The organism is Paraburkholderia gardini (assembly GCF_907164545.1).
In the GTDB taxonomy this organism is placed as follows: domain Bacteria; phylum Pseudomonadota; class Gammaproteobacteria; order Burkholderiales; family Burkholderiaceae; genus Paraburkholderia; species Paraburkholderia gardini.
In genome coordinates this window covers 1-16,043 of record NZ_CAJQZB010000063.1, presented here as the reverse complement: position 1 = coordinate 16,043, position 16,043 = coordinate 1, and the positions used below count along the sequence as shown (strand labels likewise).

General features: G+C 61.9%; 14 protein-coding genes. 12 read left to right on the top strand and 2 right to left on the bottom strand.

The annotated features are described in order from the left end of the window. Nucleotides 1–638 precede the first annotated feature (638 nt). From LPA37_RS27245 to LPA37_RS27205, 9 genes are all read left to right on the top strand, one after another. Nucleotides 639–1,913: an ABC transporter substrate-binding protein gene (locus LPA37_RS27245; protein ID WP_228978198.1), complete on the top strand. Its 1,275-nt coding sequence runs from the start codon at nucleotides 639–641 to the stop codon at nucleotides 1,911–1,913. A gap of 138 nt (nucleotides 1,914–2,051) precedes the next feature. Continuing rightward, a complete protein-coding gene (locus tag LPA37_RS27240; RefSeq protein WP_228983957.1) occupies nucleotides 2,052–2,924 on the top strand; it encodes a branched-chain amino acid ABC transporter permease in 873 nt (290 codons plus the stop codon). An 8-nt stretch (nucleotides 2,925–2,932) separates the two neighbouring features. Continuing rightward, complete coding sequence (locus tag LPA37_RS27235; protein ID WP_229014212.1) at nucleotides 2,933–3,871, top strand: branched-chain amino acid ABC transporter permease; 939 nt, start codon at nucleotides 2,933–2,935, stop codon at nucleotides 3,869–3,871. Next, nucleotides 3,868–4,626, top strand: a complete 759-nt coding sequence (locus LPA37_RS27230; RefSeq protein WP_228983961.1) for an ABC transporter ATP-binding protein — start codon at nucleotides 3,868–3,870, stop codon at nucleotides 4,624–4,626. Before LPA37_RS27235 ends, LPA37_RS27230 begins: the two co-directional genes overlap by 4 nt. Next, nucleotides 4,613–5,338, top strand: a complete 726-nt coding sequence (locus LPA37_RS27225; protein WP_229014211.1) for an ABC transporter ATP-binding protein — start codon at nucleotides 4,613–4,615, stop codon at nucleotides 5,336–5,338. Before LPA37_RS27230 ends, LPA37_RS27225 begins: the two co-directional genes overlap by 14 nt. A gap of 312 nt (nucleotides 5,339–5,650) precedes the next feature. Beyond that, nucleotides 5,651–7,717, top strand: a complete 2,067-nt coding sequence (locus LPA37_RS27220) for a putative bifunctional diguanylate cyclase/phosphodiesterase (protein ID WP_229014210.1) — start codon at nucleotides 5,651–5,653, stop codon at nucleotides 7,715–7,717. A gap of 181 nt (nucleotides 7,718–7,898) precedes the next feature. Further along, the gene (locus tag LPA37_RS27215) at nucleotides 7,899–8,825 is read left to right on the top strand and encodes an ABC transporter ATP-binding protein (protein WP_228983979.1); all 927 of its coding nucleotides are present in this window, start codon (nucleotides 7,899–7,901) and stop codon (nucleotides 8,823–8,825) included. Continuing rightward, nucleotides 8,822–9,583, top strand: a complete 762-nt coding sequence (locus tag LPA37_RS27210) for an ABC transporter permease (RefSeq protein ID WP_228983967.1) — start codon at nucleotides 8,822–8,824, stop codon at nucleotides 9,581–9,583. Before LPA37_RS27215 ends, LPA37_RS27210 begins: the two co-directional genes overlap by 4 nt. A 56-nt stretch (nucleotides 9,584–9,639) precedes the next feature. After that, nucleotides 9,640–10,548, top strand: a complete 909-nt coding sequence (locus tag LPA37_RS27205) for a LysR family transcriptional regulator (RefSeq protein ID WP_228983969.1) — start codon at nucleotides 9,640–9,642, stop codon at nucleotides 10,546–10,548. A gap of 54 nt (nucleotides 10,549–10,602) precedes the next feature. Here the strand turns inward: LPA37_RS27205 and LPA37_RS27200 are convergent, their stop codons facing one another. After that, nucleotides 10,603–10,833, bottom strand: a complete 231-nt coding sequence (locus tag LPA37_RS27200; RefSeq protein ID WP_228983970.1) for a DUF3820 family protein — start codon at nucleotides 10,831–10,833, stop codon at nucleotides 10,603–10,605. 310 nt (nucleotides 10,834–11,143) lie between these two features. On the opposite strand from LPA37_RS27200, the gene LPA37_RS27195 reads away from it, so the two are divergent. Beyond that, on the top strand, nucleotides 11,144–12,814 hold the full coding sequence (locus tag LPA37_RS27195) for a Na/Pi cotransporter family protein (protein WP_229014209.1): 1,671 nt from the start codon (nucleotides 11,144–11,146) through the stop codon (nucleotides 12,812–12,814). Nucleotides 12,815–12,832: 18 nt separating this feature from the next. Here the strand turns inward: LPA37_RS27195 and LPA37_RS27190 are convergent, their stop codons facing one another. Next, nucleotides 12,833–13,603 carry a DeoR/GlpR family DNA-binding transcription regulator gene (locus LPA37_RS27190; RefSeq protein WP_228983974.1) on the bottom strand — a complete coding sequence of 257 codons (771 nt, stop codon included), beginning with the start codon at nucleotides 13,601–13,603 and terminating at the stop codon, nucleotides 12,833–12,835. A 264-nt stretch (nucleotides 13,604–13,867) separates the two neighbouring features. On the opposite strand from LPA37_RS27190, the gene ugpQ reads away from it, so the two are divergent. Beyond that, complete coding sequence (gene ugpQ / locus LPA37_RS27185; RefSeq protein WP_229014208.1) at nucleotides 13,868–14,653, top strand: glycerophosphodiester phosphodiesterase; 786 nt, start codon at nucleotides 13,868–13,870, stop codon at nucleotides 14,651–14,653. Nucleotides 14,654–14,769: 116 nt separating this feature from the next. Continuing rightward, nucleotides 14,770–15,882, top strand: a complete 1,113-nt coding sequence (locus LPA37_RS27180; RefSeq protein ID WP_228983977.1) for an ABC transporter substrate-binding protein — start codon at nucleotides 14,770–14,772, stop codon at nucleotides 15,880–15,882. Nucleotides 15,883–16,043 lie beyond the last annotated feature (161 nt).

Sequence of the window (16,043 nt, the reverse complement as noted above, 5' to 3'; positions counted from 1 at the left end):
AGCATATGAGCTTCGGTGTTGCAATCGGCACATAGAAGCTACGTCCGCCCAAAGCGGCCATACGCGACGGACGGCTCATGGCCGGCAGTACGCGTTCATCTACCTCGTCGAAAAGCGACCGTTGACCTCAGCTTGGAGACGTCTCTTCACGCGCGCAAAACAGACGTTGCTGATGTTGATTGAACGTGTGCCGAATCTGTCTCTGTAGATGCTCCGGCGAACTTGCGTATGCGAGGGTCGGCTACCGCCTGACGCGATCCCCAGTCGCCCCACTTCTGCCGCACGTTTCGGCGCCACCCTAAAGCCAGCTTCCAAGGGCGCTACGGTCATTCGTGCAGTGGTGTCGACCAGGACAACGACGTCAGTTTCCGGAACCCAGCACATCCAGGGCGCTCGCCCCAGGCAATTAAACTCCTGTGAAAAAGCCCTGGAGGTTGCGCATTTCGAGTGCGTTAGCTGTCCCGAGCGTAAGGTTCCGTTTCCTCGGATTGACATTCGCCAGGCTTCGGAGCAATGTAATTAACGTTTCAAACAGGGGACTTTTTTTTCGATTTTTTGGGTAGTGAGCCGTTAAATTTGTTCTGCAAGCACTGATAGACGCGGCACACGCCGGCTTGTCACAACGGGGAAGCTTCTAAATGAACGATAAAGTGGACGACAAAAGCAATTCGAAAGGAATCAGCCGTCGCACCATCCTGAAAATGGCGGCGACAACGGGGGCGGCGGCGATGATATCGCCGGGCATCGTTCGGGCGGCCGGCGAGCAACCCGTGAAGTTCGGCGTAAACAACCCCGTGACGGGAACCTACGCGATCACCGGCAGGAACGAACTGCACGGCATGGAACTGGCCATCGAGGAAATCAACGCCAGGGGCGGCATCCTCGGGCGCCCCGCCACGTTGATCGTCGAAGATTCGACCAGTGGCGATGCCGGGGTGGCGGTGCAGAAGGCGCACAAACTCATCGACCGCGACAAGGTCGATTTCCTCATCGGCAACGTGAACTCTGGCCTGACCGAAGCCATTTCCCAGGTGGCTTTCGCAAAAGGCGTATTCATGATGGACCCGGGCGGGCACGCCGATCCCATCACCGGCACCGAATGCCACTGGAACGTGTTCCAGACCTGTCCGTCCACCACCTTGCTGGTCAATGCGATCGCACCCGATCTCATCAAACGCTTCGGCAAGAAGTTCTACTTCCTCGTTCCCGATTACGCGTTCGGCCACGGCTTGCTGGACGCCTACAACGTGAACCTGAAGAAGTACGGCGCCACCAACGTCGGGGCCGACCTGATCCCCCTGGGCACCTCCGACTACTCCTCTTACCTCATCAAGGCGCAGTCGGCCAGCCCGGATGTGATCGTCATCCTGCAGAACGGTGATGACCAGACCAATGTCCTCAAGCAGGCCGTGCAGTTCGGCCTGGACAAGCGCTTTCACATCGCTGGCGCGAACATCGAGCTCGAAACGCTCGAAGCGCTGCCGCCGGACGCGCGCATCGGCAACTGGGTGATCGAGTGGTACTGGAACCAGCCCGGCGTGCCGCATGTGAAAGAGTTCGTCGACGCCATCAAGAAAAAGACCGGCCGGGTGCCAACCGCGCGTACCTGGTTCGGCCACACCGCGATCCACGCCTGCGCGCTGGCGGCCAACAAGGCAAAATCGCTCGACGCGGTAAAGATGGCCAGGGCACTGGACGGGCTCGTGCTGCCGCCGGAGGTCTCCCTGCAGCCGAAGCAGGCCATCTACCGGGCCAACCAGCACCTGCTCATCGGAACGCTGTGGGCCGGCCACGCGCAACCCCAAGGCAGCGACGGGGCCGACGACCTGTTCCATATCGATTCCATCATCGATAGCAAGACCATCGCGCCAACGATCGAAGAGGCCGGCTGCAAGATGACCTGGCCGACCTGACAGTCTTTGCCACCGGAAAACCAGGCCATCCGCGCGCTATCGCGGATGGCCCGGTCCGGATCGCTCCATGCATACCTTGAGCCAGGCAGGTGCGTCCTCTGCCGGGGATGAACCTTGTTGTTTTAATGGAGAAATGGCGTGACCCAGTTGATCCTCTTCAACATATTCAACGGACTGGTCATCGGCGCGTTCTATGCGCTCATGGCCCTGGGCCTGTCCCTGATCATCAACCTGACGAACGTCATCAACTTCGCCCATGGCGGATTCCTCGCACTGGGTGCCTACTTCGCTTATACGCTCGATCCCTACCTGGGGTTCTGGGGCGCGCTGATCGTGTCGCCCTTCCTCGCGGCGATCGTGGGCCTGATCGTCGAGCGCGTGCTCATACGGCCCCTGTACAACCGCGACCCGCTGTACAGCCTGCTACTCACGTTCGGACTCGCCTACGTGCTGCAGGATTCGGTGCGCTTCATCTGGGGCGCGCAGGGCTTGCCGCTCAAGACCCCCGACATCCTGAACTCGTCGCTCAGCCCCACGCTGTTCTTCCTGACGGGCTACCGCGTCTTCATGGTGGCCCTGGTCGCCGTGGCGGTGGCGGTGCTGTTCTACGTCCTGAAGAAAACCCGCGTGGGCATGCGCATACGCGCCGGCACGCTCGATCTGGAAATGGTGTCCGCCCTGGGTGTCGATGTGCGCATCCTGCGCAATCTCAATTTCGGGCTGGGCATCTTTTTCGCGGGTCTGGCCGGTGTGTTGGCGGCCGGCATGCTGGGCCTGACGCCCACCATCGGCGAAGGCCTGATCATGCCGAGCTTCGTGGCGGTCATCGTGGGCGGCCTGGGCAGCCTGGTCGGCACCCTCTTCGGCGGTTTGCTGATCGGCGTAGCGTCGGGCATCGTGACGGTGTTCTACCCATCCGCCTCCGAGGCTTCCATCTACGTGATCATGGCGATCGTGCTGCTGTTCCGGCCGTACGGTCTGTTTGGCGAAAAAGGCGGGACGAAACTGTGAATCACCGCATGAACATACAAAAGAGCTGCCAGTGGGTGTTGTGGATCGTGCTGTTGAGCATGCCCTACTGGATCACGCCCCTGGGCGGGTATACGGATCTCGCCACGCGCCTGCTGGTCATCGGGCTGGCGGCGATGGCGACCAACCTGCTGATTGGCCATACCGGTGTCATGTCGTTCGGCCATGCCGCCTATTTCGGCCTGGGCGCTTACGCGACGGGCCTGATCCTTAAGTACGTGATGCCAAGCACACCCGCGGCCTTCCTCGTGGGCATCGTGGTCGGCACGCTGGGGGGCATGCTGATCGGCTACCTGATCGTCAGGCTGCGCGGGATCTACTTCGCGCTGGCGACCATCGCCTTCGGCCAGGTGTTCTACTTCATTGCCTTTCGCTGGAATTCGGTCACCGGCGGGGACAACGGCCTGCGGGGTTTTCAGCGCCTGCCGATAGACCTGGGGTTCATGAAATTCGACATCACGTCCAGCCTGGCTTTCTACTATGTCGTGCTGACCGTTCTGGCGGTCTGCGCGTATGCCATGGCCACGATCCTGCGGTCTCCATTCGGGCATACGCTTCAGGCCATTCGCGAGAACGAACGCCGCGCGCAGTTCCTGAGCATCCCGGTCAACCGCCACATCTGGATCGCCTACACCATCTCGTGCTTCTTCGTGTCGGTCGCGGGCTCGCTCTACGCCCTGCTCAACAACTTCGCCAGCCCCCACGACCTGTACTGGACGCAGTCGGGCGACTTCGTGCTGATGGCGGTCATCGGCGGCATGCGTTCCTTCTGGGGCCCGCTGCTCGGGGCCGCCATCTTCGTGGTGGCGCAGGACTATCTTTCCGGCGTTACGCAAGACTGGATGTTCTTCATCGGGATGATCTTCGTGCTGGTCGTGCTGCTGCTTCCCCGCGGCATCGCTGGGCTGATCCAAAGGAGGACCCGATGAGCGTTCTCGAAGTCCACAACGTTTCCCAGCATTTCGGCGAGCTCGTGGCAGTGAACGGTGTCTCGCTCACCGTCGAACCGGGCGAGCTGCACGCGATCATCGGTCCGAACGGCGCGGGCAAGACCACGTTCTTCAACATGATCAGCGGGTTTTACCGGCCAACGAAGGGCCGTATCGTGTTCGATGGCATCGACGTCACGGACGTGCCGCCGCAAAATCGCGTGGCCATGGGCATGGCGCGAACCTTCCAGATTACCGAGGTCTTTCGCGAGCTGACCGTGCGGGAAAACCTGCGCATTGCCGTCGAAGTGACGCAGGGCCTGAGGCTCAGGCTGTTTCGTTCCCGGCAACAGGCCCGCGAAACCGAGGACCGCATCGACGAACTGCTGGAGATGGGCGGGCTGACCGACAAGGTCGACCGCCACGTCGGCGAACTATCGCACGGCGATCAGCGCTCGACGGAAATCATGATGGCGCTCGCGTTGAAACCCAAACTGCTGCTGCTGGACGAACCCGCGGCGGGCATGGGCAACAAGGAAACCTACGAAACCGCGCTGCTGATACGCAGGCTGCACCGTACGCAAAAGTTGACGATAGTCCTGGTCGAGCACGACATGCGCGTCATTTTCAACCTGGCCGATCGCATCACAGTCCTGACCGAAGGCGAAGTCCTGGAACAGGGCACGCCCGACCAGATCGCCGCCAGCGAGAAAGTACAAGTTGCCTATCTGGGGGAAACACATGAAGGCGCTTGAGGTGCAGCAACTCAATACCTATTACGGCAAGAGCCATATCCTTCACGGCATCGATCTTGACGTCAACGAAGGCGAACTGGTCACGCTGCTGGGCCGCAATGGCGCGGGCAAATCCACCACGCTGCGCAGCATCATGGGGCTGACGCCGGCGCGCGCCGGGCACGTGAAAATATTCGGCACGGATTCCACGCATCTGCCGCCGTTTCGCATCGCCAGCCTGGGTGTGGGGCTTGTGCCCGAGGGGCGCCGTGTCTTCTCCAACCTGACTGTCGACGAAAACCTCAAGGTGCCCGTGGACCGCCCGGGGCCGTGGAATGTCGCCCGCATCTATCAAGCCTTTCCGCGGCTGGCCGAACGCAAGGGTCACAAGGGCGGGCAGCTATCCGGGGGCGAGCAGGAAATGCTGTCCATCGCCCGCGTCCTGCTGCTCAATCCCAGGCTGCTGATGCTCGACGAACCTTCCCAGGGGCTGGCTCCGTTGATCGTGCAGAATGTATTCGACATCATCGTCGCCGCGCGCAACGAAGGCACCGCGGTGCTCCTGATCGAACAGAACGTCCGCGCCGCGATCGGTATTGCCGATCGCGCCTACGTGCTGGACCGGGGCATCATCACGTATAGCGGTGTTGCCTCGGAATTCGGCAAGGACGAGCAGCGCGTGCAGGAGCTAGCCGGTGCCAGTGCCCAGAAATGGGAGTTCCCTGACGATTGATCGCGATGAACGTTCAGACGGCGGAGTGCCTTCTGGAACGTTCCAGGAGCGTCAGGAAATGATCTCGAGCCTGGCGATTCGCCAGGTAACGGTCTTGGCCCCTGCGTCGCGGAACTCTTGCTGCAAAATTATCTTTCCTTTCCCAGCCGCATGACGAACGCAGCAGCCAGCATGGCAATGGCGAAAGGCAAACGTTTGCCCCACGAAACAGGGCAACGCGCTAGAAGCGGCACTCCAGAAACCGGGTCTTAAGTAAACGCCGCGCAGGCCGTTAATCAGTTAACCCGGTTCATTCGCACATGCCGTTCAAACATGCACAGCACATACAACATCTGGCTGGTCGTACTTTCGCTGATCGTCGCGACGCTCGCTTCCTATACGGCGCTCGATCTGGCGGGGCGTATCACGCTGCTGGGCAGAACCACCGCGCGCCATGCGTGGCTGGCGGGCGGCGCGGCGGCGATGGGCGTCGGCATCTGGTCGATGCACTTCATCGGCATGCTCGCGTTCTCGCTACCGATCCCGCTTGGTTACGATCTGCGCACGACCGGGTACTCACTCGCGATTGGGATACTCGTGTCATGGTTCGCGCTCTTTATCGTTACGCGAGACGTGCTCAAGCCGTCGCGGCTGGTCGCGGCCGGCATCCTGATGGGCCTCGGCATTGCCGGCATGCACTACACCGGCATGGCTGCGATGCAGATGCAACCGGGCATTCACTACGATCCGGAGCTTTTGGGTGCATCGATTGCGATTGCGATGATTGCCGCGACAGCGGCGCTGTGGATCGCGCATGCGCTGCGCGATTCGCAGCAGCGCTTCGTGATCGCGAAGCGGGTCGGCGCGGCGTTCGTGATGGGACTCGCGATCACGGGCATGCATTACACCGGCATCGCGGCCGCCGATTTTCCAGCAGGCGCGATCTGCGGCGCCGCGCGCGGCATCAATTCCGAATGGCTCGCGACGAGCGTCACGCTCTTCAGCTTTGCCATCCTCATCGTCACGCTGATGATGTCCCGTTTCGATGCGCGCACCACGCTGCTGACCGGTTCGGTATCGCGGCTGAACGGACAGATCGTACACATGGCCGCGTTCGACGCGCTCACCGACCTGCCGAACCGTCTGGCGCTCACCGGGCGCATCGCGGCCGCCATCGAGACGTCGCGGCGCAACGGGAACCTGTTCGCGATCCTGTTCATGGATCTCGACGGCTTCAAGACGATCAACGATTCGCTTGGCCATTCCGTCGGCGACGAGGTGCTCAAGGCGTTCGCGCAGCGACTGTCGAGCTGCGTGCGGGACAGCGACCTGGTGGCGCGTCTGGGCGGCGACGAATTCGTCGTGCTGCTCGAAGGTCTGGCGACATCGCGTGAAGCGGAAGAGGTGGCCGAAGGCGTGCTCGAGAGGATGCGCAAGGGCGCATGGAGCGACGGCCAGCCGATGCAGGTGACGCCGAGTATCGGCATTTCGCTGTATCCGGCCGACGGCGACACCGTCGATACGCTGCTGAAAAACGCCGACGCCGCGATGTACGAAGCAAAACGCGCGGGCCGGGGCACATACCGGTTCTTCGAAGCCGGCATGAACGAAGCCGCCACGCGCACGCTGAAAATTCAGGGTGCGCTGCACGATGCGCTTTCGTCGGGACATTTCTCGCTGCATTTCCAGCCCAAGTTTCGCGGCGACAGCGGCGAGCTTGCCGGCGCGGAGGCATTGCTCCGGCTGAATCATCCTGAACTGGGCCTGCTTGCGCCGATGGAGTTCATCCCGATCGCCGAGCGCTCGGGGCAGATCGTGCACATCGGACATTGGGTGGTGCGCGAGACGTGCCGGCAGATTCGCCGCTGGATGACGGAGGGCCTCCCGGCGATGCGTGTCGCGATCAACCTGTCTCCACGACAGCTGATGCAGCCCGACCTCGTGAGCACGGTGCTGGAGATCGTGCGTGCGGAAAACGTCGAGTGCCATCAGATCATGTTCGAAATCACCGAAACCGTTGCGATGCAGGACGCGCCGAAAACCATCGAGATGATTCACGCGTTCCAGGCGCATGGCTTCGAAATCTCGATCGACGATTTCGGCACGGGCTATTCGAGCCTCGCCTATCTGCAGCGCTTTCGCGTGAAGCAGCTGAAGATCGACCGCTTCTTCACGAACGGTCTCGATGCGGATGGTCACGAAGGCGACGCGATCGTCTCCGCGATCATCGCGCTCGCGCACTCGCTCGAAATGGACGTGGTGGCCGAAGGCGTCGAGACGCCTTCGCAACTCGCCAAACTGAAGACGATGATGTGCGACGAGATCCAGGGTTTCCTGCTCGGCAAGCCGCTCACCGCCGATGCGTTCGGCACGCTCCTGCAGCACACGGTAGCCGCGTAGCGTCGCTGTCCGCTGTCCGCTGCCCGCTGCCCGTTCAAGGGCGCCTTGGGGGGTATGCATGGACCGGGTCCGGCGAGGCGCTCTTATAGTGCGCTCCGGTGTCGTCCGGTGTGACGTGTTCGCTGAAGACGCATTGTTTGGGAAAAACAGCGAACGCCCGGCTTCTGCTATCGTCGCGTTCATGCAACCGATCCTGTCCGTCACCCATCTGTCCAAAACCTACGCCACGGGCTTCCAGGCGCTCAGAAATATCAATCTGGCGATACGCCAGGGCGAGATTTTCGCGCTGCTGGGGCCGAACGGCGCGGGCAAGACCACGCTCATCAGCATCATCTGCGGTATCGTCAAGGCGAGCGAAGGCAACGTCGTGGTCGCGGGCCACGACATCGCGCTCGACTACCGCGCCGCACGCTCCATGATCGGCCTCGTGCCGCAGGAACTGACGACAGACGCGTTCGAAACCGTCTGGGCCACGGTCTCGTTTAGCCGCGGCCTGTTCGGCAAGCCTGCGAATCCGGCTTACATCGAAAAGGTGCTGCGCGATCTCTCGCTTTGGGACAAGCGCAACAGCAAGATCATCACGCTTTCGGGCGGCATGAAACGGCGCGTGCTGATTGCCAAGGCGCTGTCGCACGAACCGCAGGTGCTGTTTCTCGACGAGCCGACCGCTGGCGTCGACGTCGAGCTCAGGCGCGACATGTGGAACCTGGTGCGCGAGCTGCGCGACAGCGGTGTCACGGTCATTCTGACCACGCACTATATCGACGAAGCCGAAGAAATGGCCGACCGCATCGGCGTGATCAACGGCGGCGAGATCATGCTCGTCGAAGACAAGACTGAATTGATGCGCAAGCTGGGCAAGAAGCAGCTGACGCTGCAACTGGATCATCCACTTGCCAGCATTCCAGCCGGTCTTGCCGGCTGGAACCTCGAGCGCGCGAGCGATGGAAACGAATTGACCTATACCTACGACACGCAGGGCGAGGGCGGCAGCATCATCGCGCTGCTCAAGGACATGAACGACGCTGGTATCTCCTTCAAGGATCTTCACACGACACAGAGTTCGCTTGAGGACATCTTCGTGAGCCTCGTGCGAGGTGAACAATGAACCTCCACGCAATCCGCGCGATCTACCGCTTCGAAATGGCGCGTACGTGGCGCACGTTGATGCAAAGCATCATCGCACCGGTGATTTCCACGTCGCTCTATTTCGTGGTGTTCGGCGCGGCAATCGGCTCCCGTATCAAGGAAGTAGACGGCATCAGTTATGGCGCGTTCATCGTGCCGGGTCTCATCATGCTGTCGCTTCTGTCGCAAAGCATCTCCAACGCGTCTTTCGGCATCTACTTTCCGAGATTCACGGGCACGATCTACGAGTTGCTGTCCGCGCCCGTGTCGTATTTCGAAATCGTGGTGAGCTATGTCGGCGCGGCCGCGACGAAATCGATTGTGCTGGGGCTGATCATTCTCGCAACCGCCGGTCTTTTCGTGCCGATCCAGGTTCAGCATCCGTTCTGGATGATCCTGTTTCTCGTGCTGACCGCGCTGACGTTCAGCCTGCTCGGATTTATCATCGGTATCTGGGCGAACAGTTTCGAAAAGCTGCAACTGGTGCCGCTTCTGATCATCACGCCGCTGACGTTTCTGGGCGGCAGTTTTTATTCTGTCAGCATGCTGCCGCCGGTGTGGAAAGTCGTGACGCTGTTCAATCCGATCGTCTATCTGGTGAGCGGATTTCGCTGGAGTTTTTATGGGCTCGCGGACGTCAGTGTAGGCGTCAGTCTTGCGATGACCGGCGTGTTTCTCGCGGTGTTCCTCGTGATCGTGGCGTGGATCTTCAAGACCGGCTACCGGCTCAAGACGTAACAGCACACCCGCTTAAGCCCACCTGCTTAACCGCTACTCACGAGGAGTGCCGTGGCATGGACCGACTTCAGGCAATCGAAGTCTTTACCCGTGTGGTTGAGACCAACAGTTTTTCAAAGGCGGCGGAGCTGCTTGACCTGCCACGCGGCTCGGTCAGCAACCTGATTCAGGGGCTCGAGGAGCACGTTGGCGTGCGCCTGCTGAATCGCACCACACGTTCGGTAAGCGTCACCGACGATGGCGCGCTCTATTACGAGCGCTGCGTGCGTATTCTGGCCGATCTGGCGGAAGCCGATTCGTCGCTGTCGAACAAGATTCAGAATCCTTCGGGCATGATCCGCGTCGACACATCGGGCACGCTGGCGAGAACGCTGCTGCTCCCCATGCTCGACGATTTCTATCGCCGTTATCCGGAGATCGAAGTACGCCTCGGTCTGGCGGACCGCAATATCGATATCGTGCAGGACGGCGTCGACTGTGTGATCCGCATGGGCACGCTCGAGGAATCGAGCCTCGTCGCACGGCGCATCGGCAACGCGCCGCTCACCACCTGCGCTTCGCCGGCGTATCTGGAGGAGCACGGCACGCCCGCGACGATCGAGGACCTGCGTGCGCATCAAGCGGTCAACTATGTGTCCGCGCGCTCGGGAAAGACCTTTCCGTTCGAATTCGAAGTGAACGGGGAGATCGTCAAGGTTTCGCTGGACGGCCCGCTTGCGGTGAACGACGGCACCGTCTATGTGAGCGCAGGCGTGCGCGGCTTCGGCATCATCCAGCCTTCGCGTTTCATGGTTGCGGATCTGATCGGGCGCGGTGAGCTGCGAGAGATCCTGACCGGCTACAAGACGTCGGCCACGCCGCTGTCGCTCGTTTATCCGCATCGCCGCAATCTGAGTTCGCGGGTTCGTGCGTTCACGGACTGGGTGATCGAAATCGCCCGGAACCATCCGGACCTGAACACCTGACGCTTGTCATCCTCCTCACGCGGTGCACGGAAGACCGTTGCACCGACGCGATGCTCACGGCTCTTCCCGTGGATGCAGCTTGCGCAGCGGCTCCAGCAGCGATGAAAGCCCGTTGTGATCGATCTCCTGCATGAGTGCCAGCAACTGGCCGATCTCGCCCGGCGGGAAACCCTTGTTCGCATACCAGTTGAGATACGGGCCAGGCAGGTCCGCGATCAGCCGTCCCTTGTATTTGCCATAAGGCATCACACGGGTGACGAGCAGTTCCAGGTGTTCGGGTTTCATATCGTGTCTGTCTGTTGTGACGGGCGCCAATGCGAACGGGGTTACCGGATCGTGCGGCGACGTGCCCGCAAGATACCCCAACACCGCGCGCATGACGCGCTTTCTCAATACCGTGAGCGGCATGGCGGGATGAAGCAGGACAGTGAAGGGCAGGGCTGGCGGGGCGTGGTTTTAATTACACAAAATTGCAATAAGGCAAATTTGTGCAACACTAGCGGCTACGAGCGCTGCGCCGGCGCGCGGGCGCGAGAGGCGGGGCTCATGACTTGAGCCGTTCTCGCGTCGCATTGCCTGAATATCGTACTGCCTTATGCTGATTCTTCTCAACCTGCTGTCGGGTGTGGCTTTGCTGGTCTGGGGCTCACACATCGTGCGCACGGGCATCCTGCGGGTGCTGGGCGCGGACCTTCGGCGCGTGCTGAGCCACAGTACCCACGGACGGTTCAGGGCGTTCGGCGCAGGCGTCGCGGTAACCAGCCTCGTGCAGAGCAGCAACGCGACAGCCGTGATCGTGACATCCTTCGCCGCTCAAGGGCTGTTGCCGCTTACCAGCGGTCTTGCAATCATGCTCGGCGCCGATGTCGGTACCGCGTTGATGGCGCGGATCCTGACGCTCGATCTTTCATGGTTATCCCCGCTTCTCCTGCTCGTCGGCGTGCCGCTGTTTCTCTCGCGCAAGCAGACGCGCGTGGGTCAAATGGGCCGCACTGCGATCGGCCTCGGGCTGATCCTGCTCGCGCTGCATCTGATTGTCGAAGCCGTGCAGCCGATGACGCATGGCGCCGGTGTGCGCGTCATGTTCGGCGCGCTCACGGGCGACACGCTGCTCGATGCGCTGGTTGGCGCAGCCTTTGCGATGATCTTTTATTCGAGCCTGGCGACGGTGTTGCTCACCGCGACGCTGGCATCCTCCGGCGTGATTTCGCTGAAGGTGGCGCTGTGCCTCGTGATCGGCGCGAATCTCGGCAGCGGGCTGCTCGCGCTGACGGGCACGCTTGCGCAGAATGCCGCCGCGCGCCGGCTGGCGCTTGGCAGCCTTGCGTTCAAACTGGCCGGCGCGCTGCTCATCCTGCCGTTCACGTCGCTGCTCGCGACGGGATTGCCGATGTTGATCAGTCTGCCGCGTGAAGCGGTGGTCGGATTTCATCTGATCTACAACACGCTACGCTGCCTTGCGTGCGTCCCGCTGATCGATCCGGTCGCCCGCATCTGCTCCCGCTTGTTGCCGGACCGCCCCGATCCGAATGGGGAGCTGCGCGCGCGTCATCTCGATGCGGCCGTGCTTCTCACCCCGACGCTGGCGCTCGCCAACGCGGCCCGCGAAGTGCTGCGCATCGGCGACATCGTGCGCACGATGCTCGACAACGTCTCGGACCTCATTCACCACAACGATCTGCAAAAGGCGCGCGAAACGGCGCGGATGGACGACGACGTCGATTACCTCTACGCCGCCGTGAAAGACTACCTGTCGCGCATTTCACGCGAGCAGCTCGACGAAACCGACAGCCGCCGCTGGACCGACATCATTTCGCTGACCATCAATCTCGAACACGCGGGCGACATCATCGAGCGAATCGTCGCCGATATCGAAGAGAAGAAGATCGCCCACCGTTTTTCGTTTTCGGAGGAAGGGGTCGGGGAACTGGAAGACCTGCACGCGCGCCTGGTGGGCAACCTGCAACTCGGACTGTCGGTGTTCCTGAACAGCGACCTGCATTGCGCGGAAATGCTGCTGGCGGAGAAGGAGCGGTTTCGCGATCTCGAACGTGCGTATTCCTACAAGCACCTGGACCGTCTCGCTGGACAGACGGTGCGCAGCATCGAAACCAGCGCGCTGCACCTTGACCTGATCAGCGACATGAAGCGACTGAACTCGCTGTTCTGCTCGACCGCGTATCCCGTGCTCGATGCAGCGGGCGCGTTGCACGACACGCGGCTTCGCAGGCGCACGCTCGATGCGATCCACGTTGCCACGGAGTAGAGGCGTCGCGGCGCGCGCTCAGGCGAGAATCACCTGCTCCAGTTTTCGTTTCAGCGTCGAAAATCCGGCGATTTCAGCGGCCTTGCGGTTCGTGATCAGCAGATCGATGCGGTTGACCGGGCAGTACGCAATGCGACTGCGCTGTCCGATCTTGCTGTAGTCGGCGAGAATCGCCACGCGGTCCGCGTTGTTGACCATCGCGCGCGCCACTTCTGTTTCGGCGTGGTCGAAGTTGGTTGCGCCGCTGCGGTGGTCGACACCGACCGGCGAGAGCAGCGCGATGTCGGCGCGATAGCGCTGGATTTCCGCGATCGTCGTACCGCCGATGGTTGCGAGCGCGCGATCGCTCAACGTGCCGCCGAGCAGGATGACTTCGTTCGCGCTTTCGCCTGATTCGCTCGCACCGCGCAGCTTGAGCGCGACGTCGATCGAGTTGGTAATGATCGTAAGATTGGCGAGCCTCGCGAGTTCCTCGGCCAGCAACGCGGTGGTTGTGCCCGCATCGATAAAGAGCGTCTGCCCGCTGCTGACGATGCCGGTGGCCGCGCGCGCGAGCGCAATTTTCGATTTGACGTGCGTATGGGCGCGTTCGGCGATCGGCGCTTCGTCAGCGGGTTTGATCGCGCCGCCGTGCACACGCCGCAATTCGCCGAGCGCTTCGAGATCGAGCAGATCGCGCCGCACTGTCTCGCGCGAGACACCGAGATCGGCCATGATGCGTTCGGTCGATACCCGTTGCAGCGTCGAGAGCAGTGCGCGAATGCGCTGATGTCGGTCTTCCTGCCACATACTTTTCCCCGGCAATAGAATCTTTCAGGACGCCCGGCGCCGCCACATGCGAGGCATGCCAGGAACCTGTGAGCGGCCGTCCGCGCGCTCGATTATCAACCGGTTTTACACGACCAATATTGCATTTTTTTGTCGGCTTGCAAATTTGTGTAATTGCTTCTAGCCTTGCTCCGAACCCGGAACATGGTGCATATCCGGATATCGACGGGGCGGGCTTTTCGACGACAGTTGACGTTAGACGACGGCAGACGAAGGCAGGGAAACTTGGCAAATCCGAACGATCGTGTCAGTGCTGAAAGCTGGCCTTATCCGCGGCTCGTCGCGCATCGGTGTGGCGGCAAGCTGGCGCCCGAGAATACACTGGCGGGCATCGACGCGTGCGTGCGCTACGGGTATCGCATGATCGAATTCGACGCCAAACTCTCCGCCGACGACGAAATCTATCTGCTGCACGACGACACGCTCGAGCGCACCACGAACGGCGCGGGTGCCGCCGTCGACCGCACGTGGAAGGAACTCGCGCAACTCGATGCGGGCGCGTGGTTTGGTCCGCAGTTCGCAGGCGTTCGCCTGCCCACACTGGCTGAAACGGCCGCACGTTGCGGCGATGAAGCGCTTGCCGCCAATATAGAAATCAAGCCGTGCCCCGGCCGCGAAGCGGAAACGGGTCATCTCGTCGCGCGCGCCGCGCTGGATCTCTGGCGTACGCAGACCCAGCCGCTACTCTCGTCGTTTTCTTTCGAAGCGCTTGCTGCCGCCCGCGATGCCGTTCCGGAACTGCCGCGCGGGATGCTGTTCGAAGACGTCCCCGAAGACTGGCTGCGTATCGTGCGTGAGCTCGACTGCGTATCGCTGCATGCCGACCATCGGCACCTGAACGCGCGGCGGGTCGCGGATATTCATGCCGCCGGGTTGCGCGTGCTGGCCTATACGGTCAACGACCCGCTGCGCGCGAATGAGCTCGGTGAATGGGGCGTTGACATAATTTGTACAGATCGCATCGATATCATCCGGGCCGGCGCGGGTGCTGCGTCGCCGGCCGCGCGATAGATTCAACGCACATTCAACGCGCGTGAAGCAGCATGTCGTGTCGTGGCGCAGTACCGCAGACCTGATCGGATAGCAGTTTTCCCAACGTAGCAATGTCGGCAGAGGGTGGAAAAAACATGAACCGGACCTGGGCACATTCTTTTGTTTCGATGTCGGCGATCGCTGTTGCTGCGGCGATGTGCATGAACAGTGCGTCTGCCGCGCCGCCGGATGCGCTCGTCGCGGCGGCAAAGCAGGAAGGCCAGTTGACGGTGATCGCGCTGCCGCACGACTGGTGCGGCTATGGCCCGATGATCGCGGCTTTTCAGGCAAAGTACGGCATCAAGATCAACGAGCTGAATCCCGATGCGGGTTCGGGCGATGAACTCGAATCGATCAAGGCGAACAAGGGGAACAAGGGCCCGCAGGCGCCTGACGTGATCGACGTCGGCCTGTCGTTTGGTCCGCAGGCGAAGGCGGCGGGTCTGCTGCAACCGTACAAGGTCTCGACGTGGAAGTCGATTCCCGACGCGCTCAAGGATGCCGAAGGCTACTGGTACGGCGATTACTACGGGGTGCTCGCGTTCGAAGTCAACGCGGACATGATCGACAAGGTGCCGACCGACTGGCCCGACCTTCAGAAGCCGGATTACCGGAATGCGGTTTCGCTCGCCGGCGACCCGCGTTCGGCGAATCAGGCGATCCTGAGCGTGTTCGCAGCGGGCCTGTCGGCGTCGAAAGGCGATGCATCGAAGGCCGACAAGGCCGGTCTCAAGTACTTTGCCGATCTGAACAAGAGCGGCAACTTCGTGCCGGTCATCGGCAAGGCGGCATCGCTTGCGCAGGGCACGACGCCGATTGTCGTGCGCTGGGACTACAACGCGCTGGCTGACCGCGACACGCTGAAGGGCAATCCGAAGGTTCAGGTCGTGGTGCCGAAGACGGGTGTCGTCGCAGGCGTCTACGTGCAGGCGATCAGCGCGTTCGCGCCGCATCCGAACGCCGCGAAGCTGTGGATGGAGTACCTGTATTCGGACGAAGGCCAGATTGGCTGGCTGACGGGCTACTGCCATCCGATCCGTTACAACGAACTGGTCGCCTCGAAGAAGGTGCCGCAGGCGCTGCTCGACAAATTGCCGCCCGCTGCGCTCTACAAGAACGCGGTGTTTCCGACGCTTCAGCAACAGGACGCGTACAAGGACACGATCTCGAAGCAGTGGGATGCCGCGGTCGGCGCGAACGTGAAGTAATCCAGGCGCAAGCCCGGATTAACAGGGCAGTACGGCGATGAACCCGGCGGGGGGGGGGGGGGGGGGGGGGGGGGGGGGGGGGGGGGGGGGGGGGGGGGGGGGGGGCGGGGGGGGGGGGGGGGGGGGGGGGGGGGGGGGGGGGGGGGGGGCGGGCGGGGGGC

Coding starts and splice junctions, on each gene's coding strand:
- LPA37_RS27205 (WP_228983969.1), top strand. CDS start 9,640: ATGGACCGACTTCAGGCAATCGAAGTCTTTACCCGTGTGGTTGAGACC.
- LPA37_RS27210 (WP_228983967.1), top strand. CDS start 8,822: ATGAACCTCCACGCAATCCGCGCGATCTACCGCTTCGAAATGGCGCGT.
- LPA37_RS27180 (WP_228983977.1), top strand. CDS start 14,770: ATGAACCGGACCTGGGCACATTCTTTTGTTTCGATGTCGGCGATCGCT.
- LPA37_RS27200 (WP_228983970.1), bottom strand. CDS start 10,833: ATGAAACCCGAACACCTGGAACTGCTCGTCACCCGTGTGATGCCTTAT.
- LPA37_RS27195 (WP_229014209.1), top strand. CDS start 11,144: ATGCTGATTCTTCTCAACCTGCTGTCGGGTGTGGCTTTGCTGGTCTGG.
- LPA37_RS27220 (WP_229014210.1), top strand. CDS start 5,651: ATGCACAGCACATACAACATCTGGCTGGTCGTACTTTCGCTGATCGTC.
- LPA37_RS27245 (WP_228978198.1), top strand. CDS start 639: ATGAACGATAAAGTGGACGACAAAAGCAATTCGAAAGGAATCAGCCGT.
- LPA37_RS27225 (WP_229014211.1), top strand. CDS start 4,613: ATGAAGGCGCTTGAGGTGCAGCAACTCAATACCTATTACGGCAAGAGC.
- LPA37_RS27190 (WP_228983974.1), bottom strand. CDS start 13,603: ATGTGGCAGGAAGACCGACATCAGCGCATTCGCGCACTGCTCTCGACG.
- LPA37_RS27215 (WP_228983979.1), top strand. CDS start 7,899: ATGCAACCGATCCTGTCCGTCACCCATCTGTCCAAAACCTACGCCACG.
- LPA37_RS27235 (WP_229014212.1), top strand. CDS start 2,933: ATGAACATACAAAAGAGCTGCCAGTGGGTGTTGTGGATCGTGCTGTTG.
- LPA37_RS27230 (WP_228983961.1), top strand. CDS start 3,868: ATGAGCGTTCTCGAAGTCCACAACGTTTCCCAGCATTTCGGCGAGCTC.